Genomic DNA, 20,034 nt, shown 5'->3' with positions numbered 1-20,034 from the left:
TTCTTGCTAAACAGGGACGGAGGAGCCGATTAATGCCCAAATCCCCCGTGCAAGACTTTCCGGAAATCTTCGTCTCCACCAGTGAGACGGCGACCGCAGTGTCGCGCGCGGTCAGCCAGGGCGAGCTCCGGCAGATCGGGTCCAAGCTGTATACCCGCAATCTCGTGGACCCGCCCGAGCAAATTGTCGGGCGGCATCTATGGACGCTTGTCGGTGCCTATATCCCGGGCGCGCTGATCGCCGACCGAACCGCGATCGAGAACAAGCCGGCGGCCGATGGCTCGGTCTTCGTCGTTTCCGATCGCAAACGCGACATCGAACTGCCGGGCGTGACGATCCGAACCCGCCGGGGGGCGCCCCCTCAGCCCACGGACCTTCCGTTCGTCGGTAATCTCTTCCTCTCCTCGACGGCGAGGGCCTATCTCGACAACATGGCCCCCTCCCGTCGGCGCGGTGGAGACGTACCGCGCACCCTGACGCGCAGTGAGATCGAAACCCATCTCGACACCCTCATTCGTCGCGGGGGCGATGAAGCGGCCAACAGGCTCAGGGACGAGGCGCGCCGGATCGCGCCCATGATCGGGCGCGAAGTGGAGTGCGAAACCCTGGAAAGACTGATTGGGGCCCTTCTCGGCACACGCGATGAGCCCCTGGTCACGGACGGAGCCCAGGCGCGCCGTTCCGGCTTTCCCTTCGATCCTGAACGGCTCGCGCGTTTCGAACTTCTGCATCGGGAACTGAGAGCAACGGCGCCCGTCATCCGCCCCGCCGCCGAACGTCCGGCGGAAGGACGGTCAAGCCTGTCCTTTTTTGAGGCCTATTTTTCCAACTTCATCGAAGGCACGGAGTTCGAGGTCAGCGAAGCCGCCGACATCGTGTTTCGCAACGTCATCCCCCGTGACCGTCCTTCCGACGCTCACGACATCCTCGGCACCTGGAGGCTGGTTTCAGATCCTGTCGAAATGGCCAGGACGCCGCGCGACGCTCCCGAGTTCTTCGATATTCTCAAACGTCGGCATGCCGCGCTTATGGCCGGCCGGCCGGACAAGAATCCGGGGGCCTTCAAGCAGGAGGCCAATCGGGCCGGACAGACGACTTTCGTGGACCCTGCTCACGTCGAAGGCACGCTGACGCGCGGGCTTGAACTCTATCACAGTCTGGAAACACCCTTCGCCCGGGCCGTCTACATGATGTTCCTGGTGTCAGAGGTTCACCCCTTCACTGACGGGAATGGCCGGATCGGCCGGATCATGATGAACGCCGAACTCGTCGCCGCCGACGAAGAGCGCATCATCATTCCGACCATCTTCCGCAGCAACTACCTGACAGGACTGAAAGTGCTTTCAAACAGCGACAATCCAAACACCCTGATCCGCAGCCTGGATTTCGCGCAGAAATGGGTGGCGGCGGTCCCCTGGACCGATATCAGTGCAACGCAAGGCGTCCTGGACAGCTGCAACGCCTTCATGGACCCGGCCGAGGCCGACGAACGCGGCATAAGACTACGCCTTCCCCAGACCTTCTAGACGGGGATTGTCGACCTACCCGGCCTGGCTCCGCGCCGTCGCACCTGGCCATGCGACGCTAGAAACCGAAATCAATCTGATCGGCGGATGCCGGTCGCTTCCGCCGTCGGGGCGGCACCGCCGGCGCGGCGGGCCCTGCAGGCGCCGGCGAGACCGCGCCTGTCGCGACGACCGTCTCCTTGTCGGACTTGCGGCGCGGCGACCGCGTGGTCTGGATCAACTTCGGCTCCCGGGGTCGGGCCAACGGCTTGGGATGCGGCAGGCCCCGGACCGTCCGGGTCGCCTTCCACGCCGTCAGCTCGCTTTCCCACCAGCCCACCCGGTTGGGGGAGATGCGCACGGGTTCGGGAAAATCCCCGACCTGCTGCAGGCGCCATGCGGTCGACCGGCTGAGGCCGGTGACGTCCCGGACCCGATCCCACGGCAACAGCCGGTCCTCCGGCCCGCCCGTCTCGATCGGTTCGCCTTCGGGTTCAAACGTCATGACACGCCTCCAAACATCTGGTCAGCAACCGCTTCGAAGACGGTGCAAAGCGTTCGGGCGTCGACCGCGGCATCGACGCAATCGCGCCTCGCCCATCGCCGGGCCACCGCCTTGACCGCGAAACTGGCGGCGGGGTCCGCCAACAGAGCCTCAATCGTCGGGGCCACCGCGGCATCCCGGCTCAACCGGTCAGCCACGACGTCGTCCCCTCGCCGCAGGCGGTGCGGCGGTGCGGATGTCCGAAATCTGCGACTGGGCCCAATCCCGCAACAGGTCTTGCGGATAGAAGGGCCTGGACCGGATGTGGCGGCACGGGGGACCATTGCCGCCCGTGGACCACAGCCGCGCCAGGGTGGCCGGTTTCAGTCGAATCCCGAACGAGACCAGGAAGGCCGAGGCCTCCGCCCGCGTCAGCAACAGCTCGTCGATCGCTGGAACGATCTCCACCGCATCCTCCGCCTCCCCGATCATTGACCGGCTCCGCGAGGGCGGCATTGCCGGGCGCTGACGACGCCCTGGCCTGCGGTCAGCGCCAGGTAACAGTCAACGACAGTCGCCACATACGACCGGGTCTCGGCTATATCCGGAACACGGCCGAGCCGAGCCACGCGCGCAGGGCCGGCGTTGTACGCCGCCAGCGCCAGCCTCAGATCGCCGAAGCGCAGGATCTGTCGCGCCAGATAGTCGGCCCCTCCCCTGAGGTTTTCGACGGGGTCGAACCGGTCGACCACGCCCAGCTCCCGGGCTGTGTCCGGCATCAGCTGGGTCAGGCCGCCCGCCCCGACGGGGGAGCGCGCATCCACCCTGTAGCCACTTTCCGTGATCACCAGGGCGTGAAGCAGCTTGGGATCCAGACCGTGCGCCAGGGCGGCGGCCTCGATGGCGTCCCGAAAGGGTTGGTCCAGAACCGCCAGCCGGGGAACCTCCAGACTGTCCAAGGCGTCCGTGACGGCCGGCTCAACCGCCGGCGTCCCGAACAGACTTCCTCCGGCCCCGGCCCAGTCCACCTGCTGGGCCGTAGCCGAGGCCGGGGCTGCGATCACCAGGGCGGCCGTCGCGATCCAGATCCTTCTCACCATGTCAGTATCTCCCGATAGACGCCGGTCACCCGGGAGCGAGCGACCGGACCAAAATAGCGGCTGTCGAAGCTCGACGGCGTGTCGCCCAGCAGAAACAGTTCTTCCTCGCCAAGCCGACGGCAGCCGCGCCAGACCGGCAGGGCGGCCCCGCGCCGGTCCCGGTCCTGCACGACCAGTGTGCGCCCAGGCGTGACCAGCTGGTCGTCCCGCCGGCAGACGGTGTCGCCGCCGATTGCGGCAACCCGTTTGATCAGCAGCAGGTCGCCGGGCATGCCGAGCTCTCCCAAATAGGCCCGGACGGCTGACGGCTGCGGGACGGCGACGACCGCATCACGCGCGGGACTGGCCCCGGGCAGGCGGACGTAGATGCCGCGCGGCAGACTGGCGCTTTCATTGATCAGCACCGGCGATGGCGTTTGATCCGCCACCAGAGCCAGGCCGGCCAGGGCGGCCAACGCCAACCCCGGCGCGATCCAGTGCTTGCCGTGGATCCGGGAGGCGGTCATGGCCGATAGGGCTCCAGGATCAGGTCCCGGGTGATCATGACCCGGACCGGCGCCCCGGCCCGGAGCCGGATCGAAGGCCGCACCTCCAGTTCGCGGTCCACCAGTCGCCCGCCAACCTGGGACCCCTCGATCGCCGCCGCGTCCCCGGCGTCGCCCAACAGGCCACCGGATCCACCGCCGTCGTCATCCCGGGCGATCTGTCCCAGGGTGGTGATGGCGCCGGCGAACAGCGTCCCCACAAGCAGGGGCCAGAGGCGGCGATCCACCTGGCCGCGGACGCCGACCGCGCCCTGCGCGTCCACGCCCGGCTCGCTGGTCAGGATCAGACTCTTGCCATTGGGCAGGATCAGCCGTTCCCAGGTCAGGAAGGCCCGGCGGTCGCCATAGGCGCTCCGTCCCTCCGACGACCCGATCAGCCGCGTGCCCTGCGGCAACAGCAGATGGCGACCGCTCACGGAGTCATAGACATTCTGGGTGACCGTCGCGATCACCGGCCCCGCGCGTGAGGTGTCTACGGCCGTCAGAAGCGCCGCGGGGACGATGGCCCCGGCCTTCAGCTCGAACGGCGACAGCGGCGACACCAGCGCATGGCCATTGTACATCGCCTCATGATCCGGACTGACGGCGGACGGTCCGGCCCTGCCGGAGGCCCGCTCCACCCCTGGGCTGGTTGGCCGGGAACCGGTATCCGCGAAGAACAGGCCGGAGCGCGCCGCCTGTTCCCGCGGGCTGGGTCCTCGATCGCGCGGAGCCTCCGCAGGCCGATAGGCGTGCTGATAGACCCCTGCGGTCGGCGCGGCCGGGCTGTCCGCACCGGCCGGTTCCGTCTGCCGGTCCGCGATGCGCGGTTCCGGCAGACGATCGTAACTGGCCGGTTGGTCGGTGACCGCTTCGGTGGGCCGGACGACGCCGCGCGTCTGCTCCTCGCGCGCTTCGGCCTGCCGTGCCCGGGCGCTATCGCGCAGCTCCGGCTGGACCACAAAGGCCCAGGCCAGGGAGCCGGAGACCAGGACGGCGCCGCCGATGACCAGAACCTGGACCACGGACTTGCGCAGGCGAACGGCATGAGGCGGTGCCGCCCGGGCGGTCAGGCCCGGTGCCGGCTCCTTGGGCGGGACAGGCTGTCGGGGAGACTGAAGGGGATCGACATCGGTCATGACCGGGCTCCTGTAAGACGACGGATACGGACGACCTGGGGCCGCCGGTCGCCCAGGCGCAGTTCGGCCCGGTCGAACACCCGGTCGACGACGTAAAGGCCGCCCACCTGCCGGTAGTTGACCATCTGGGCCTCCCCGTCCGGGGCGATGACGAACAGGACCGGTGCCTCGTCGACCTGGAGGTCCGCGTCGAAGGTGATGAAGGTCCGCCGGCCGTCATTGAACACCGAGGTCGGGGTCCAGCGAGGATGCCGGCCCCGGGGCTCGATCCGGTAACGGGCATCGAGTTCCCCCTGGGGCATCACGACAGGCTCGCGGACAGCCGCCGGCGCAGCCCCCGGCGCAGCCGCACCGGCGTCCACCGGCGCGCCAACAGCCAGGACAGAATCCGCGTCCCAGGCCACGGCGGCGTTGAAGGCGTCGACCCCGCCGCTTTTCAGATCAATGAGATAAATCCGTCTGTTCGTCGTCAGGACGAGGTTTGTCTCCAGCCCCCGTTCCAGCGGTTTGAGCAGCACATGGGTCCTCTGGCCCGCACCTTCGCCGGACACCGCCTCGCCGATCTGCCAGCGCACAGTGTCGCCCGCCGCCTTGGCCACCAGGGTTTCGCCCGGGGCCAGGGTCAGGGTGGTCACCCGAAGCGGGGCGGTCCATACCTCGAACACCCGGCCCGGCGACCAGGTGAAGACCTGGACCCCGCCGACGAAGGCGTCCTCCCGCGACGGGGCCCGCGCCGTCGCATTGGCCGCGGCGATGGCCCGCCGCCCGGTTGCGCCGGCCGGCGCGTCTGCGGTCGGTGTGTCCCCGGCCCGCGGCGGCACCGACGACGTGACGGTCGTCGCGCGAGCCGGCGCCGCCTCATAGGATTGTTCCGTCGGCGGGGGCGCATGCGGGCCCTCGACGACCGGTTCGGCACTGTCGGTCGATGTCGACGTCGATATCGATGTCGACACCTCCATGGGAACAGTGGCGGCCGTTTGGCCCGCCCAGGGCGCCGCGGGCGCCGGGTCGTGGCGGAAAACCGCGCAGCCTGACAGCGACAGGCCGAGAGCAGTCAGGATCAGGAGGCGTCGGGGGTCCATGATACATCCTCGATTTTCAGTCCAAGGGGGTTCTTCATCAGCTCGGCCTCCGTTCGGGGCGGCTGGACGGTCGTGGTGATCAGGGCCCGCCAGCGTTCGCTCCCCGCCGACTGGCCGTTGACGAAACGGGTCTCGCGCCACTGCAGGTCGAACGTCCGGTCCGTGCGACGCACCACGTTCAGGATCTCGACATTGACCGCCTCTCGCCCGACCTCGGCGAACGGATCATGGGCCTGGGCCCAGGCGTTCAGGAAGGCCGCCGCCCTGGGCGTCATCAGGTCATAGGCCCGGAGCCAGTTCTGGCGGATGACGATGGGGTCGATCGACTTGGAACGGACGTCGCGGACCCATCCCGCGAGCGCATGACCGACCTGGGCCTCGTTGGGCTCGTAGCGCCCGCCGATGGCGGTGATGCGTTGGGTCTCGCCCCAATCGGAGACCTCGACCACGAAGGGCTTCACCACCGCCCGGTCCGCCTGCACCCACCAGCCGGCGCCGAGGAAGCCGGCCAGAACCAGATTGGCCAGGGCGATACGCCGCCAGTTGCGGGCATGGGCCAGGGACAGGCCCATGCGGTCGTCCCAGACCTGGCCAGCCCGCTGGTAGGGGGTCTGGTCAGGCGCGGAGGCCAGGGCCCGTCTGGGCCGGAAAAAGGGGTGCATCTCAGGATTCCTCGGTCTTCAGGTTGGGAGACAGGACGCCGCTGGTCTCGCCGGACGGGAGCAGCCCGCGCCCGGCATTGGCGACGAAAAAGGCCTGTAGGGCCGCGGACCGTCCCGGCGGGTTTGCTCCGGCGGGCGCGGCCGGTCGGGACGCGGCGCGATGAAAGTCGGCTTTTGCGGTCCGGGCCTCGGCCGCGATCGCTCCGGGCGAGCGCCCGCCGCCGCCGGATGGTCCCTCCGCGCCGGACCACGGGGTCGCCTCCGCCGCGGGTTCACCCGCCCCGCCGCCTGTGGGCTCGGCCTGCGGCCGCCAAGCCGCGGCAGGCTCATTGACGCCGCTGGCGCCTGACGGCCCGGGCGGGGTCGTGGCTCCGCCCGAGGGACGACGAGGACCCGACGGCGACGGATTGTCGTTCGAGGGCGGTGGCGTCGATGAGGGGCCCGGCGGGTTCGGCGGCAGGGGCGGTCGTCCCGAACTCGCGCCCGCCGCCGCGCGCGCCGGCCCGGCCAGTCGGGCCGCGCCGCCGGCCGCCATGGCGCCGGCGCCGGCGATCCCCGCGCCTGCCAGGGCTCCCGCGCCGCCGACGGCCAGGGCGCCGGTCAAGGCCGCACCCGCGCCCAGCGCCGGGCCGCCCGTCACCAGGGCCGAAGCCAGGTTGGGGATGAACAGGGCCAGCATGGCCAGCAGGATGGCCGCGACCAGGATGGTCAGGGCCTCGTAGATGTCGGGATTGGCCGAGGGCTGGAGCTGGTCGAAGATCGTCCGCGCGCCCGAGACCACGATGGCCAGGGCCAGCACCTTCAGCCCGGACGAGACGACATAGCCGAGCGGTCGCTCGGCCAGGAAGGCGGACTTGTTCCAGATCCCGAAGGGCAGGAGCACGAAGCCGCCCAGGGTGACGATCTTGAACTCCAGCAGGGAGACGATGATCTGTAGCGCCAGCACGGCGAAGGCCAGCATGATGCCGATCATGGCCAGGCCCAGGGTCAGGGCGTCGGCCATGTTGCCGACGATATCGAGGGGATTGTCGACGGGCGCCGGCGTCTCGCCGAGCGCCTTCACGATCTCCCAGCCCTGGGCCAAGATGGCCCCGGGGTTGAGGAATTCCTCGCGGCTCAGCGAGCCGCCACCGGCCGTCAGCCCCAGCTCCAGAAAGCCGGCGTAGACGGTCTCGGACAGCTGCTGCCAGTCGTTGATCAGCCAGGCGAAGGCGCCGATCAGCAACACCTTGCCGAAGCCGGATGCCAGGACCTCCCGGTTCGGGGACAGGGCCCACTGAATGCCGGTCAGGGCGACGACGAGGACGATCAGCAGGCCGAACACCCCGTTGACCGAGCCCTGCAGGGCGTCGAACCCGGCCGAGATGGTGTTGGAGAACACCACCATCAGCTCATTGGGCGTTTCCACTCCGACGGTCATCACCAGCCTCCCTCAGTCCCCGGCGTGGGACAGGGGATCGAACCGCGGCGCCGTCGGCGTCCCGGCCTGACGGCCCCAGCGTTGGCGTCGGGCGGCGTCGCCGGAGGCCCGGTCCGCCGCGTCCCGTGCCGTGGCCTCGGCAAGCAGTCGGGACTGGGCCAGCATGATGGTGCGCAGCGCCGCCAGGTCCTCGGCGAGAACCGCCAGAAGCTGGTTGGACGATTGCACCGCCGCCGTCTGGCCGCTCGCCGCCTGACTGGCCGACAGCGCACCGGCGAGGCGTTGCGACCGCCCCTGCCCCAGTCGCTCCAGCTCTGCGGCCGTGCGGGCCACATCCTCGGCCGTGCGCCGGGCGTTGGCCGTCCTCGCCCGACCCTGCTCCAGCAGGCCCAGCATGTCGGAGCCCGACAGGTCCTCGGGATAGAGGTTGCGGAATTGCTGCTCCAGGCCGCTGACCGAACCGGCGATTCCGCGGGCGGTCCGCGCCAGCTCGGCCATCTCCTGGAGCGACTGGCTCGACTGGGTTAGATGGCTGTAGGGCGAGGCGGCCAGGCTGCGCGCCTCATTGGCCAGACTCTCCAGCTGACGCGCTGCCTGCAGCGCGTTCTCGATGTGATTGCGCGGGTCGAACACGACCTGTTGGGCCGGGGCCGGCGACGAGGCCAGCAGACTGACCGCCGCGAGGCCGGTCCCCAGGATCGAGGCGAGCCTATTCGGCCGCGAGCGGGCCGGCGAAGGCGTCGAGAACGGAATCCACATTTTGCACTCCCTTGGCTTTGAGGAATTCACGGACGAAGCCGCCCGGTCGGTGGTCGTCAGATCCGGATCGCTCCAGAATGTCGTCGATCAAGGTCTGGTCTTCCGGCGCGCTCGAGCCGCACAGGGCGAGCGCCACGCCGGTCAGTCTCAGGTCGAACAGCCGTCGCCCACGTGGCTGGCGCCAATAGTAGGCCCGCTTGGGGGTGGCGAAGGCGATCAGCTCCAGCTGGCGCCGGTTCAGGCCAAAGCCGCGGTAGAGCTCGGCGGAGGCCGGCTCGAGGGCGCGGGGATTGGGTAGAAAGACCTGGGTCGGGCAGCTCTCGATCAGGCTGGCGGCGATCGGGGAAGCCGCCACATCGTCGAGACTCTGGGTGGCGAAGACCACGCAGACCCGCTTCTTGCGCAGGGTCTTGAGCCATTCCCGGATCCGGGCGGCGAAGGCGGTCTCGCCCAGGAATAGCCAGGCCTCGTCCAGCACCAGCAGGGTGGGCCGGCCGTCGAAACTCTGTTCGAGATGATGAAACAGGGCCGAGAGCACCGGGGCCACCGCCGACGGCGTCCCCATCAAACTCTCCAGTTCAAAGGTGTCGAACCGGGTCGGCGTCAGGGCTTCCCCCTCCCCGTCGAGCAGCGCGCCGTGTGGCCCCTTCAGGGTCAGCGGCTCCAGGGCGGCGGCGACTGCCTTGTCCTGGACCAGGGCGCAGAACACCGTCAGCGTCCGCTGCGATACCGGCGCCTCGGACAGGGCGGACAAGGCCAGCCAGATCTCCTCCCGCACTCTCGGAGCCGGCTCCAGCCCGGCCAGCCGCACGGTCTCGGCGATCCATTCCGACGCCCAGGCTCGCTCGTCCTCCCGGTCGATTCCGGCCAGGGGCTGGAGCGAGACCCTGGCTCCCGGCTCCAGCGCCTGCCATCGCCCTCCGGCCGCGAGCGTCGCGGCCCGCGCCGACCGGCCCTTGTCGAAGAACACGACCCTGGCCTGCGGATAACGGAACCACTGCAGGGCCAGGAAGGACAGCAGGGCGCTCTTGCCCGATCCGGTCGGGCCCACGACCATGGCGTGGCCGACGTCGCCCACATGTAGCACCAGCCGGAACGGCGTCGCGCCGGTCGTGCGCGCGGTCGCCAGCGGCGGCCCCTGCAGGTTGGCGTCCTCCGCCGGCCCCGCCCAGACGGCGGAGACCGGCAGCAGATCGGCCAGGTTCAGGGTCGAGACCAGAGGCCGGCGCACATCGGCATAGGGTTCGCCGGGCAACGAGCCTAGCCAGGCTTCGACCGCATTGAGATCCTCGATCCGCGCCACCAGCCCCTGGGCATTGAGCGCCGCCTCGATCGCTCTGGCCTTGGCCGCGGCCCCCACCTCGCTGGCGTCCAGCACGGTGACGGTCACGGTCAGGTAGCCGAAGGCGCAGCTTTCGGCCCCCAGGGCGGCCAGGGCCCCGTCGCATTCTTCCGTCTTGGATGCCGCATCCGTATCGAGGAGCGGCACCTCCTCCTTGGTGATGGCCTCACGCAGCAGGACGCCGACGCCCTTGCGCTTGGCGAACCAGCGCTTCCTCAGCTTGACGATCTCCTGCTCGGCCTCGGGCTTGTCCAAGCCGATCCAGCGCGCCGTCCAGCGGTATTCGAACGGCAGGGCCCCGAGCGCGTCGAGCAGCCCGGGCCGGGTCATCGACGGCAGGCCCCGCACCGAGACCACCTTGAGCCAGCGGTCGCCCAGCCGGGGCGCCACCCCGCCGGTCAGGCCGGCGTCGGCGAGCCAGGCGTCGAGGAACATCGGCGTCTCGGGGGGGCGCACCGCGAAGGGTTTGGGCGAGACGCTGTCGTGCAGCCAGGTCAGGAGGTCCGCGTCGTCGAGCCGCGCGATCTCCGGCAGGGCGTCGGCCAACAGGTCGAGCGTCGTATCCGCCTCGCGGCCGAAGGTGGCCAATGACAGACGCCAGTCGTGGCCGCCCTTGGCCAGACCGTCGAACAACCATCGCTCCATTCGGCGGGTCTCGTCGGCCGGCGGCAGCCAGGTCAGGGCCAGGCGAAAATCCGTCTCGAAGGCCGGGTCAGCATCCTCGAAGCGGATGCGGCGTTCGGAATCCAGCAGCCAGGCGACATCGAGTTCAAAGGCGCTCTCCGGATAGGCCGTGGCCGGACGGCGGCGCGCCTCCATATGCAGGCACCAGCCGGACCCGAGCCGTTTCAGCGCGTTATTGAGCCGGGCCCGCACCGCCATCAGTTCGTCCTCGGTCGAGGATTCCAGATCGGGTCCCCGAAACCGGAACCCCGCCATGAACGAGCCGTCCTTGTTGAGGACCACGCCGGGCGCGACCAGGGCGGCCCAGGGCAGATGATCGGCCAGGGCGGCCGGACGTCTGCGATGCTCGTCGAGGAACCGCATCGCGCCCTCACCCGTCCAGATGGCCGGGCAGCGCCAGATGACGGCGCAGCACATCGAAGAAGCGCCGGTCGGACCGGGCGGTCCACAGGCCGATCGCATGGGCGACCGCCCACCAGAGCAGGCCCAGCCACCAGATCCGCAGCGCCAGGCCCAGCACCAGGGCGATCGTGCCCATGGCGATGGCATAGCCGCGCGGCATGCCGGCCATCAGCACCGGCTCGGCCAGGGCCTGGGCCACCGGCAGCTCCCATCCGTCCGGCCGCGGGTCCATCACCCGATCTCCGCGCCGCCGGCGAAGCCGAAGAAGTCGAGGAAAAAGGTCGAGGCGGCGAAGGCGATCGACAGTCCGAACATGATGCCCAGACCCCGGCGCATCGAGGAGCCGTTCTCGCTCATGGCGATGCCGGCTCCAAAGACGACCACGGCCACGACCGCGGCGGCCTGAACAACCGGTCCCGTGATCGACTGCACCACCTGCTGCAGCGGCCCTTCCCAGGGCATGCCCGAGCCTCCGGCCAGGGCCGGTCCGGCCAGCATCAGGCCACACGTCATCGCTGCGCCGAACAGGCGGCGCCCCAGTCTCCGTTGCATGATTTACTTCCTTTGTTTCAGCGCAGGTCACCGCGCGGCGACCCATTGCAAGCAAAGATTTCCGCGGACTGTCAATCATTTTATGTAAGTAAATTCAGTGACTTGCCGACGACTTGTTGACGACTTGCATCAACTCTGAAAACAACTTGGACTACGTCGGTCCCGACGACCCATTCCCAACTCGCCGGATGAGTTGCGACGACTGGCGGTCGGTCTCCTCGTGACGCAGCGCTCTCGGTCACTCGCGGGGTGGGCAGCCGCAGGCTGCTGGTGGCGATGCCCGCCTTGCACTAGAACGACCGGGCTTTCGCCTTCGCCCTTCTCCCCGGACCCGGCCAGGAGTCCATGATTAGCCGTTTGATAGTACGAGAGTTTGATCACTGCGGGTGCTCAAACAGAGCGTCCGGATGATCCAACATTTGACATTTCTTCACTTTGAGCACCATAAGTGCTCAAATGTCAGGTAAGCTAAACAAGCTGGAGCGGCTGTTGCCGGAGGGTCTGGTGGTGGACTCCGCATGGCTCAACGAGCACGGCTACTACAATTCGCTCCGCGCCAAATACGTCGCCGCCGGCTGGCTCGAGCAACCCGCCCGCCGCGTCTATCGCCGCCCGCGCGGCACGCTTGACTGGCAACTTGTCGTCCTGTCGCTGCAAACGCTGCTCGACCACCAACTTGTCGTCGGCGGCCGCACCGCGCTCGAACTCCAGGGGTTCGGCCACTATTTGAGCCGTGAGGTCCAGGAGGTTCATCTGTACGGCCTGACCCGGCCGCCGACCTGGCTGAACGACCTCAAGCTCGGCGTCGCCTTCCTCTATCACAATCCGGCCAGGCTGTTTGGCCACGCCGCCTGGTTCGGACCCCGGGGCGAGGAGCCTTCCGGGCCGGCGGATCCCTTTGCCTGGGGCGAGGCAGGCGTGGCCGAAATGCCCATAGGGCACTGGAAATGGCCGATGCTCGTCTCGACGCCCGAACGCGCCCTGCTTGAACTGCTCGACGAACTCCCCGACCGCGAGACGTTCGATCAGGTCGACGCCCTGGTCGAGGGCCTGGCCAATCTCAGCCCGCGTCGCCTGCAACTGCTCCTCGACGACTGCCGGAGCATCAAGGTCAAACGCCTGTTCTTCTTCTTCGCCGATCGACACGGCCACGGGTGGCTGAAGCGGCTGGACCGAACCTCGATCAACCTCGGCAGCGGCAACCGCATGCTGGCCAAGGGGGGCCGGCTTGACCCGACCTACCGCATCACCGTGCCGGAGGATTTCAATGCCGTTCGGTGATCTCTACGAGCGCCAGGTCCGGCTGTTGATCCGCACTCTGCCGTTCGTTCTGGCCGAGACCGAATTCGCCCTGAAGGGCGGCACGGCCATCAATCTGTTCGTCCGCAATCTCCCGCGCCTTTCGGTCGATATCGATCTGACCTATCTGCCCGTCCACGAACGGGCCGAGTCCCTGGCCGCGATCGACGCCGGCCTGAGGCGGATCGCGGCCTCCATGGCCGAACGACTGCCCCGCGTCGTGGTGACGCCTGGCCAGGCGCGGCCCGAAGGCACGATCGACAAACTTCTCGTCGCCGCGGACGGAGTCCAGATCAAGATCGAGGTCACGCCCGTATTGCGCGGCACGGTGTTCGCCGCAGAACTGCGGGACGTCGCGCCGGCTGTGGAGGACCGGTTCGGCTTCGCCGAAGCCCGGATGGTCTCGCTCCCTGACCTCTATGCCGGAAAGATCACCGCCGCCCTGGACCGCCAGCACCCGCGCGATCTGTTCGACGTGCGCGACCTCCTGGCCAATGAAGGCGTGGACGATCAACTGCGGCAGGCCTTCATCGCCTATCTGATCAGCCACCCTCGCCCGATGGCCGAAGTGCTGCGCCCGCGCCGCAAGGATATCGCCGGGGAGTTTCAGCGAGGCTTCGTCGGCATGACGCTGGAGCCGGTCAGCCTCGACGAACTGATCGCCGCGCGCGAAGCCCTCATCACGATCATCGTCGATGATATGCCGACCGCGCATCGCGAATTCCTGATCGGCTTCAAAAGCGGCGAACCGGATTGGTCCCTCATAGGCCTGCCGGGCATCGCCGATCTGCCGGCGGTCCGCTGGAAGCAACGGAATCTGGACCAGCTCGCGCCCGGCCGGCGGGACCTGCTGGTGGAAGGGCTGCGCGCCGTCTGGCCGTCGTAAAGCGGCGCCGTAACCGGAACGACCGCGCCCGGACATCGCCTTCCTGACCGGACTGACCGGACCTGCGCATGGCGGCGCCGCCGGCCGAGCCCACATCAACAGGCCGCGGCGGCGAAGCGCTTCTCCAGGCATCGCGATGTCAGCGATCCACCAGGAAGCCGCATAGCGCCGGCGCGCTCTGTCCTCACGCGAGCGGCGTCAGAAGGTAACGATCCGCCTCAAGCCCTTCGACGGCGAGCACGGCCTCCACCCGTCGGCCCTCGACCGTGCGCCGGATATGGACGATCCGGTCGACCGCCTGGGCGATCGCGCGCCGGGGCGGCCGGGCGACCACTTCGATGATCAGATCCTCGACGCGACGCAGCACGTCTTCGGCGGAGTTGGCGTGGATCGTCGACAGACCACCGGGATGCCCGGTGTTCCAGCTCTTCAAGGTCTCAAGCGCGGCGGCCCCGTCGCGCATTTCGCCGACCACGATCCGGTCCGGGCGCATCCGCAGCGCGTCCCTCACCAGATCGACCACCCCGATGACGACCGGCGCGCGCCGGGTCAGCACCGCGACCACGTCCCAGGCCGAGCATTGCAGCTCCGGCGTATCCTCGATCAGGAAGACCCGGTCCCCGGCGAAGGCGGGTTCGGCCAGCACCGCATTGGCCAGGGTGGTCTTGCCCGAGCCGGTCCCGCCGGAGATGAGGATGTTGCGGCGCTCGGCGGCCGCCTGTCGCAGCGCGTCCGCCTGGGCCTCCGTCATCACGCCGCCGCGAACATAGTCGGCCAGCCCCCAGATCACCGCGGGGCGTTTGCGGATCGAGAAGGCCGGCGCCGCGACGATCGGGGGCAGCAGTCCCTGGAACCGTTCGCCCGTCCCGGGCAGGACGCCGGACAGACGCGGGTCCTCGCGCGCCACCGTCTCCCCGACATAGTCGGCGATGAGTTTGATGGCGCGCTCGCGCGCCTCCGGCGACAGGGTCTGGCCGGTGTCACGTCGCCCCTCCCCGCTCCGGTCGAGCACCAGCCGTCCGTCCGGGTTGGCGAGGATCTCCACGACAGCGGGCTCTTCCAGGGCGGCGAGAACCGTCGGTCCGAGCGCGTGCCGTAGGGCCTCCAGCTTGCGTTCCGCGACGATCGGATGGACCGCCATCAGGGCTGAGGGTCAAAGGAGCGGGGTTCCCCGGCGACCGTGTCGGTCGCGGTTCGGCCCGCGACGATCCGTGCGGCCGTGGCGTCGAGCAGCCGTTCGATCCGCCGGTCCACGGCCGCCTGGACGGTCGGATCCTGATCGACCACGGCGTCCGGCAGCCGCAGGAAGAAGGCCCGCGCCACCTCGATCAGAAGCTCCTGGACGATCTGCATGTCCCGCGCCGTCGACCGCATGTGGTCCCTCAGCGAGCGTTCGAGCTGCAGCAGCCGGTCCTCGGGATCGGCATGGGGTGATTTCTGCAGCCCCCGCGAGATCGCCCGCCCGGCGGCCTGGCTGAGCGGCATCCGGCCTGCCCGCGCCTCGCGATTAAGCGCCGTCGCGAGCTTGGGATCGGTGAGATAGACCTGCACGCGGGCGGTCTGGGGGTTAGTCCTGGGCATTTCCTGGTCCTTGCAACTGATCGAGGACCGCCTGTTGTGCGGCCATCTCCTGCGCCACCCGCCCGTAGATATCGGCCGCCCTGGCGGCGACCTTCTTGTCGTCCATGGCCGCCGCCACCTCCTTGAACAGCGGCAGACTGGCCTCGGCGTCCTCCCCGAGGCTGCGGCGCCCCGCCCACGGATGAGGGGCGCGGGGCGGAACGTCGAGCTGCCGGCCCTGATCGGGCGGGGTTTCCCCCGCGCGGCTCCGGAAAGGTTCGCGCCGGTCATAGAGCAGCTTTTCGGTTCGCAGCGGCCGATGTCCCGCCACGAACACCAGCTGCTGATCGTCCGGCAGCGACCGAATCTCGCCCGGCTCCAGCAAGGGCCGTTCGATCTCCGCGCGGGACACCGAACTGCGGCCCGTCCCCAGGCCTGCGGGGCCACTGCGGCTGGTGCGCGTTTCCGTCACCGAGCCCGTCAGCCTGGAGACCTTGTCCTGGGTCAGCGGATCGAGCGCCGAAAAGGCGGTGTAGACCGCGCAGTTGTCGAGGATGGTGTTGTGTTGGCCGTAGGTCTCGACGATGTCATTGAGCGACTGGGCCACGAACATCGCCTTGACCCCGTAACCACTCATCAGGCGCAGCGACTTCTCGAAGAAGGCCAGCCGCCCCAGGAGCGGAAACTCGTCCATGACCATCAGAAGCTTGTGGTGTTTCTCCCGGCCGGTCGCGTCCCTTGTCTCCTCCGCCGTCAGGGCCTGGGCGGCGGAATAGAACATCAATCGCACGAGCGGCCGCAGCGCGGCGGCGTCCGCCGGGGCCACCTGGACATAGAGCGACACCGGAGCCTCGGCGCACATCAGATCGCCCATGGCGAAGTCGGACGCCGACAGCGCCCGCTCCACATCCTCGCCGGCCAGCCATTTCAGATAGGACCGCGCCGTTCCCTGCACCGAGGTCCGGAACCGGTCATGCATGGCGGCATAGCCCTTCACCGCCGTGCGGATGAACGGATGGGTCTCGGACTTGCCGCCCGCCCCCGACCGGTGAAGGGTCTTCATCATCCCGTCGGCCGCATCGTCGAGATCGGCCAGAAGCTCGCGCACCTTGAGCAGGGTCTTGTCGGCGTCCTCGGCGGTGTAGAGGACATGCAGGATCACGGCTTCGAGGATTTCCGAAGCGGCCTTGTCCCAAATCGCCTCATCGTCCCGTGCGCCCCCGGGATCGGACAGTATGGCCACCAGACGCTGGACCTGCGCCAGTTCGCCGGGTCCCGGCTGGATCTCCGCCAGCGGATTCCAGCGCGCGGACGCCGGATCCCGCGGCGCGAAATAGAAGGTATGCGAGAACCGCGAACGCCAGCCGGCCGTGATCCGCCACAGTTCGCGCTTTGGATCATGCACCAGGACGCTCGGGGTCCACGACAACAGGGTCGGGGTCACATGGCCCCGCCCCTTGCCGCTGCGGGTCCCGCCGGTCACCAGGGTCGGCCGAAGATCGGCCGTCGCCAGCAGCCGCCCCCTGAATACGCCCAGGACCGCGCCGGCCGGACTGAGCAGGCCCGCGCGGCGAGCCTCGGCCCAGCCGCCCCATCCCCGGATCCGACGCGCCGTTCGATCTCCACTGACAATCGATCCCAGGCCCAGGCCGCTCGCCGCACCCAACAGGATCAGCGGCGCGCTGCGTGAGACCGCTGTCCGGGCCTCGTCGCCGAACTCCCCGCGCCAGGCCAGGATCGCCCAGGGCGGATAGAGCGCCAGGTCAGGATGAACCCGCATCGCCGGGCCAAGCGCCGCGGCCCAGTGATAGGTCCAGGCGAACAACTGCGTTGCCGCCTGCAATCCCAGCAGCAGGCCCAGACCGAGGCACGCCAGCCGCACCGGCACCTAGACCGCCTCACCAGGAGGATCCCGCCGCTCTCCGGAGACGTCGAGGACCAGCAGCGGCGCGGCGTCCATCCGGCGCTGGTGATAGGCGACCAGGGCCTGCCGGAGCGCCGGGATCGTGCCGGAGTCGGCCGGTTGAAGGATAGAGACGGCCTCGGCTTCACGATCATGCAGGATCCGCTGTTCCGCCTGGGCCAGCGGCAGGAGCTGGCGGCCCACCCGTTCAAAGGCTTCGGCGAGGACCTGGTTGCCCGCGCCCCGGACGATGCGGTCGAGACGTTCGGCCAGCCGCTTTTCCGGTGCGGCGGACGACGGAACGGGTTCATCACGGTCCTGCACGGCCTCGGCCAGGTTCAGACTTGTCGTCAGGCAATGGAGCCGGAAGGCGAACCTGTCCCGAACCAGGGCCGCGTCGATCCGCGAGGCCAGATAGCCGCCGAAGGGCGCCCGTTCGATCAAGCCCTCGCCGCACAGCCAGGCGAGAGCTTCGCGCACCGGCGTGGTCGACAGCCGCAGGCGCCGGGCCTCCTCGATGATCACGATCGGCGTCCCGGGCGCATAGGCCCCCTGCTCGGACAGATGGCGAATGCTCTCCAGGGCAAGGAGGAAGGGATCGCGCTTTCGGGTCACGGTCGTCTCCAGGAAGGGAGCCAGGGTTTCTGGCGCGGATCGACCGGCTCGCCAATGAGTTGCAACCCCGAATGGCCAAAAACGCCATAAAACGTCGAGATATCCGCCGTGCGCCGTCGGTTCATCCGCCGCTTTGTGGCGGAGGAGCACCGGTTGTGTACGGAAACGAAAGGATGAGCGTTGCCCACTGAAGCGTCCCGTCGCACCATCCCGTGTTTGAGAGGTTTCGCCGATGAGTGGAGTGCCGCCTGAACTGCCCCGCGACGGCGAGTTGCTTTCCGCGGCGGTCAAGGCGGTCCGCAAACATCGCGGCATGACCACGGCCGAGGTCGCCAGCGCCATGAACATGGCGCTCAGAACCTATGAACGCTTCGAGTCGGGTGCCACCCGCCTGAACCTCGACCATATCCACCGGTTCGCCGCGGCGACCAACAGCGATCCCTATGCCCTCATTCTCTCGGTCGTGATCGGCTCGTCCGAGCTGGCCCGGCGCTGCGCCGACAACAAGATGGCGACCATCCTCACCGTGGCGATCCAGCGGTTCGACCAGGCCATCCAGGATCGTCTCATGGACCTGGACGCCCGCACCCTGATCACCGCGATCACCGGCATGTTCGACACCCTGCTGGACGGCGACGAGACGAGCGAGCAGGCCCAGGCCTGGTTACAGACGGGCGCGGCCGAGTTGCTCTCCAAACGCCCCAAACCGGGGCGCTGACCTCTCAATATACTCCAGATATAGCTTTTCAGACGGTCGAGCCGCGCGCTCACTCCTTGCGCCACATCCGTGGCGACCAACCCAAGGAGAGACCGTGATGACCACGTCCAAACTGCGCCTTGTCAGCCTCGGGAGCGCCAAGGCGCTTACCCGGGATGGCGAGGAAGGACCGTACCTCGAACTGATGTTCGTGAAGAGCCGCACGCCGGCCTGACGGTTGAGTGGTCGCCCCCAAAAGGGGCGGCCACGGAGGCCAAGACTGAAGCCTCATGAAGGCCATCCCTGCCCGGAAGCCCTCGCGTCCGAGACTATCCGTCGACGCTCCTTGCGGCCCATCCGAAATCGCGAAACGAGTTCACTCTACCCAGCCCGCTGGCCATCCAAAGCGCCGCGTCCAGCCGGCTGGCGGCTTGGCGGTGTGCAGGTCACTCACAACCAAAATCCGAATATGCGCGGTCGGGAGTGAGCCGTTGAATATACTCCAGATATAGCTTTTCTGCTGGCCACACAGCGCGCTCACTGGGGCTGCCACACCCGTGGCGATCAACCCAAGGAGACTGTGATGACCACGCCCAAACTCCGCCTCGTCAGCTTCGGCAGCGCCAAGGCGCTCACCCAGGACGGCGAAATCGGACCGTACTTCGAACTGCTGATCGTCCAGAGCCGCACCCCGGCCTGAACGAAAGGGCGGTCGTCCTTGTGGCGACCGCCCCGAGGCCCGTCATCAGGAGGACCCCATGGCACGCCAGGTGACCCTTGCAGCCGGTCTGCATATGGTTCGGATCCGTGACGACGTGGTCATTCTCGACGTCGGCGCCGACCGGTATTCATGTCTCGTCGGCGGCGGAAATCAGCTCACGCCCGTCGGATCAGGGGCGGTCTCCGCAGACGACGACGTCCTGCAAGAACTTCAGTCAGCCGGCCTCATCGCCCCCGATCCAGGACCGCCGACCTGCCGCACGCCGGTGACGCCGCGAGGCGAACTGACCGCCGATGAATACCCGGGGCGGATCGCGTGCCTGGACACGGCAATCCGGACTCTGGCGGCGACCGCGGCGTTCCGGGGTCAATCACTGGCGCAACTGGTCGACGCCGCAGAGCCCCGGGGCAGCCGGCCGACGCCGTTCGACTGTCGGCGGATTTCGGCCCGGGTGTCCGCCTATCGCACCGTCCTGCCCTTCATCCCGTTCGAGGGACTCTGTCTTCAACGCGCCTATCAGCTGCGGCGCGTCCTCGCATCCGACGGCCAGCGCGTGGACTGGGTCTTCGGGGTCAAGACCTGGCCCTTCTTCGCTCACTGCTGGCTCCAGATCGACGACCTCGTGATCGGCGACCGGTTCGACCGCGTCCGCTCCTTCACCCCCATCGCCGTTTTCTGAGGTGGGCGACTATCTGATC

The 20,034-nt window shown here is 68.6% G+C and carries 21 protein-coding genes; 5 read left to right on the top strand and 16 right to left on the bottom strand.

From position 1 onward, the window contains the following. The first annotated feature begins 32 nt into the window (after positions 1-32). Positions 33-1,526, top strand: coding sequence for a Fic family protein (locus tag AAC067_RS06660; RefSeq protein WP_339930773.1), 1,494 nt, complete (start codon positions 33-35; stop codon positions 1,524-1,526). 58 nt (positions 1,527-1,584) lie between these two features. Here the strand turns inward: AAC067_RS06660 and AAC067_RS06655 are convergent, their stop codons facing one another. From AAC067_RS06655 to AAC067_RS06600, 12 genes are all read right to left on the bottom strand, one after another. After that, positions 1,585-2,010, bottom strand: a complete 426-nt coding sequence (locus AAC067_RS06655) for an AlpA family phage regulatory protein (protein WP_339930771.1) — start codon at positions 2,008-2,010, stop codon at positions 1,585-1,587. Between the two features lie 189 nt (positions 2,011-2,199). Beyond that, the gene (locus tag AAC067_RS06650; RefSeq protein ID WP_339930769.1) at positions 2,200-2,481 is read right to left on the bottom strand and encodes a hypothetical protein; all 282 of its coding nucleotides are present in this window, start codon (positions 2,479-2,481) and stop codon (positions 2,200-2,202) included. After that, the gene (locus AAC067_RS06645; protein ID WP_339930767.1) at positions 2,478-3,089 is read right to left on the bottom strand and encodes a lytic transglycosylase domain-containing protein; all 612 of its coding nucleotides are present in this window, start codon (positions 3,087-3,089) and stop codon (positions 2,478-2,480) included. The genes AAC067_RS06650 and AAC067_RS06645 overlap by 4 nt, the downstream gene beginning before the upstream one ends. Then, complete coding sequence (locus AAC067_RS06640) at positions 3,083-3,595, bottom strand: S26 family signal peptidase (RefSeq protein ID WP_339930765.1); 513 nt, start codon at positions 3,593-3,595, stop codon at positions 3,083-3,085. Before AAC067_RS06640 ends, AAC067_RS06645 begins: the two co-directional genes overlap by 7 nt. Continuing rightward, positions 3,592-4,752 (bottom strand): TrbI/VirB10 family protein, encoded by a 1,161-nt coding sequence (locus AAC067_RS06635; protein ID WP_339930763.1) that lies wholly within the window; start codon positions 4,750-4,752, stop codon positions 3,592-3,594. The genes AAC067_RS06640 and AAC067_RS06635 overlap by 4 nt, the downstream gene beginning before the upstream one ends. Further along, positions 4,749-5,705 (bottom strand): TrbG/VirB9 family P-type conjugative transfer protein, encoded by a 957-nt coding sequence (locus AAC067_RS06630; protein ID WP_339930761.1) that lies wholly within the window; start codon positions 5,703-5,705, stop codon positions 4,749-4,751. Before AAC067_RS06630 ends, AAC067_RS06635 begins: the two co-directional genes overlap by 4 nt. A 107-nt stretch (positions 5,706-5,812) precedes the next feature. Beyond that, the gene (trbF, locus tag AAC067_RS06625) at positions 5,813-6,496 is read right to left on the bottom strand and encodes a conjugal transfer protein TrbF (RefSeq protein WP_339930759.1); all 684 of its coding nucleotides are present in this window, start codon (positions 6,494-6,496) and stop codon (positions 5,813-5,815) included. Position 6,497: 1 nt separating this feature from the next. Beyond that, complete coding sequence (gene trbL, locus AAC067_RS06620; RefSeq protein ID WP_339930757.1) at positions 6,498-7,916, bottom strand: P-type conjugative transfer protein TrbL; 1,419 nt, start codon at positions 7,914-7,916, stop codon at positions 6,498-6,500. Between the two features lie 12 nt (positions 7,917-7,928). Continuing rightward, a complete protein-coding gene (locus AAC067_RS06615; RefSeq protein WP_339930755.1) occupies positions 7,929-8,675 on the bottom strand; it encodes a conjugal transfer protein TrbJ in 747 nt (248 codons plus the stop codon). Further along, entirely contained in the window at positions 8,626-11,064 is a 2,439-nt protein-coding gene (gene trbE, locus AAC067_RS06610) for a conjugal transfer protein TrbE (RefSeq protein WP_339930753.1), read from the bottom strand. Before trbE ends, AAC067_RS06615 begins: the two co-directional genes overlap by 50 nt. A gap of 7 nt (positions 11,065-11,071) precedes the next feature. Beyond that, on the bottom strand, positions 11,072-11,335 hold the full coding sequence (locus AAC067_RS06605) for a VirB3 family type IV secretion system protein (RefSeq protein WP_339930751.1): 264 nt from the start codon (positions 11,333-11,335) through the stop codon (positions 11,072-11,074). Continuing rightward, complete coding sequence (locus AAC067_RS06600; protein WP_300468155.1) at positions 11,335-11,655, bottom strand: TrbC/VirB2 family protein; 321 nt, start codon at positions 11,653-11,655, stop codon at positions 11,335-11,337. Before AAC067_RS06600 ends, AAC067_RS06605 begins: the two co-directional genes overlap by 1 nt. 456 nt (positions 11,656-12,111) lie before the next feature. Between AAC067_RS06600 and AAC067_RS06595 the strand changes: the two genes are divergently transcribed. Together AAC067_RS06595 and AAC067_RS06590 are read left to right on the top strand one after the other, a co-directional pair. Next, on the top strand, positions 12,112-12,936 hold the full coding sequence (locus tag AAC067_RS06595) for a type IV toxin-antitoxin system AbiEi family antitoxin domain-containing protein (RefSeq protein ID WP_339930747.1): 825 nt from the start codon (positions 12,112-12,114) through the stop codon (positions 12,934-12,936). Further along, positions 12,923-13,840, top strand: coding sequence for a nucleotidyl transferase AbiEii/AbiGii toxin family protein (locus AAC067_RS06590; RefSeq protein WP_339930745.1), 918 nt, complete (start codon positions 12,923-12,925; stop codon positions 13,838-13,840). The genes AAC067_RS06595 and AAC067_RS06590 overlap by 14 nt, the downstream gene beginning before the upstream one ends. A 184-nt stretch (positions 13,841-14,024) precedes the next feature. Here the strand turns inward: AAC067_RS06590 and trbB are convergent, their stop codons facing one another. The 4 genes from trbB to AAC067_RS06570 are packed head-to-tail and all read right to left on the bottom strand — an operon-like array spanning position 14,025 to position 17,918. Then, positions 14,025-14,981: a P-type conjugative transfer ATPase TrbB gene (trbB, locus tag AAC067_RS06585; protein WP_339930743.1), complete on the bottom strand. Its 957-nt coding sequence runs from the start codon at positions 14,979-14,981 to the stop codon at positions 14,025-14,027. Then, complete coding sequence (locus tag AAC067_RS06580) at positions 14,981-15,421, bottom strand: hypothetical protein (protein ID WP_339930741.1); 441 nt, start codon at positions 15,419-15,421, stop codon at positions 14,981-14,983. The genes trbB and AAC067_RS06580 overlap by 1 nt, the downstream gene beginning before the upstream one ends. Further along, positions 15,408-17,288 (bottom strand): type IV secretory system conjugative DNA transfer family protein, encoded by a 1,881-nt coding sequence (locus AAC067_RS06575; RefSeq protein ID WP_339930739.1) that lies wholly within the window; start codon positions 17,286-17,288, stop codon positions 15,408-15,410. The genes AAC067_RS06580 and AAC067_RS06575 overlap by 14 nt, the downstream gene beginning before the upstream one ends. Next, complete coding sequence (locus tag AAC067_RS06570; protein ID WP_339930737.1) at positions 17,289-17,918, bottom strand: hypothetical protein; 630 nt, start codon at positions 17,916-17,918, stop codon at positions 17,289-17,291. It abuts the gene before it with no gap. A gap of 232 nt (positions 17,919-18,150) precedes the next feature. On the opposite strand from AAC067_RS06570, the gene AAC067_RS06565 reads away from it, so the two are divergent. Both AAC067_RS06565 and AAC067_RS06560 read left to right on the top strand, forming a co-directional pair. After that, positions 18,151-18,636: a helix-turn-helix transcriptional regulator gene (locus AAC067_RS06565; protein ID WP_292062147.1), complete on the top strand. Its 486-nt coding sequence runs from the start codon at positions 18,151-18,153 to the stop codon at positions 18,634-18,636. 737 nt (positions 18,637-19,373) lie between these two features. Next, positions 19,374-20,015: a lasso peptide biosynthesis B2 protein gene (locus tag AAC067_RS06560; RefSeq protein WP_339930735.1), complete on the top strand. Its 642-nt coding sequence runs from the start codon at positions 19,374-19,376 to the stop codon at positions 20,013-20,015. Positions 20,016-20,034: the final 19 nt, after the last annotated feature.

Origin of the sequence: uncultured Brevundimonas sp. (assembly GCF_963977465.1) — a bacterium.
Classification (GTDB): Bacteria; Pseudomonadota; Alphaproteobacteria; order Caulobacterales; family Caulobacteraceae; genus Brevundimonas.
Note: the sequence above shows the minus strand (reverse complement) of the source record. Positions and strands in the feature narration are given on the sequence as shown.

Bases quoted from the DNA above. Each gene is read 5' to 3' on its own strand.
- AAC067_RS06605 (WP_339930751.1), bottom strand. From the start codon at position 11,335: ATGGACCCGCGGCCGGACGGATGGGAGCTGCCGGTGGCCCAGGCCCTG.
- AAC067_RS06565 (WP_292062147.1), top strand. From the start codon at position 18,151: ATGAGTGGAGTGCCGCCTGAACTGCCCCGCGACGGCGAGTTGCTTTCC.
- AAC067_RS06560 (WP_339930735.1), top strand. From the start codon at position 19,374: ATGGCACGCCAGGTGACCCTTGCAGCCGGTCTGCATATGGTTCGGATC.
- AAC067_RS06615 (WP_339930755.1), bottom strand. From the start codon at position 8,675: ATGTGGATTCCGTTCTCGACGCCTTCGCCGGCCCGCTCGCGGCCGAAT.
- AAC067_RS06580 (WP_339930741.1), bottom strand. From the start codon at position 15,421: ATGCCCAGGACTAACCCCCAGACCGCCCGCGTGCAGGTCTATCTCACC.
- AAC067_RS06655 (WP_339930771.1), bottom strand. From the start codon at position 2,010: ATGACGTTTGAACCCGAAGGCGAACCGATCGAGACGGGCGGGCCGGAG.
- AAC067_RS06600 (WP_300468155.1), bottom strand. From the start codon at position 11,655: ATGCAACGGAGACTGGGGCGCCGCCTGTTCGGCGCAGCGATGACGTGT.
- AAC067_RS06645 (WP_339930767.1), bottom strand. From the start codon at position 3,089: ATGGTGAGAAGGATCTGGATCGCGACGGCCGCCCTGGTGATCGCAGCC.
- AAC067_RS06595 (WP_339930747.1), top strand. From the start codon at position 12,112: ATGTCAGGTAAGCTAAACAAGCTGGAGCGGCTGTTGCCGGAGGGTCTG.
- AAC067_RS06590 (WP_339930745.1), top strand. From the start codon at position 12,923: ATGCCGTTCGGTGATCTCTACGAGCGCCAGGTCCGGCTGTTGATCCGC.
- trbE (WP_339930753.1), bottom strand. From the start codon at position 11,064: ATGCGGTTCCTCGACGAGCATCGCAGACGTCCGGCCGCCCTGGCCGAT.
- trbB (WP_339930743.1), bottom strand. From the start codon at position 14,981: ATGGCGGTCCATCCGATCGTCGCGGAACGCAAGCTGGAGGCCCTACGG.
- AAC067_RS06640 (WP_339930765.1), bottom strand. From the start codon at position 3,595: ATGACCGCCTCCCGGATCCACGGCAAGCACTGGATCGCGCCGGGGTTG.
- AAC067_RS06635 (WP_339930763.1), bottom strand. From the start codon at position 4,752: ATGACCGATGTCGATCCCCTTCAGTCTCCCCGACAGCCTGTCCCGCCC.
- AAC067_RS06650 (WP_339930769.1), bottom strand. From the start codon at position 2,481: ATGATCGGGGAGGCGGAGGATGCGGTGGAGATCGTTCCAGCGATCGAC.
- trbL (WP_339930757.1), bottom strand. From the start codon at position 7,916: ATGACCGTCGGAGTGGAAACGCCCAATGAGCTGATGGTGGTGTTCTCC.
- AAC067_RS06660 (WP_339930773.1), top strand. From the start codon at position 33: ATGCCCAAATCCCCCGTGCAAGACTTTCCGGAAATCTTCGTCTCCACC.
- trbF (WP_339930759.1), bottom strand. From the start codon at position 6,496: ATGCACCCCTTTTTCCGGCCCAGACGGGCCCTGGCCTCCGCGCCTGAC.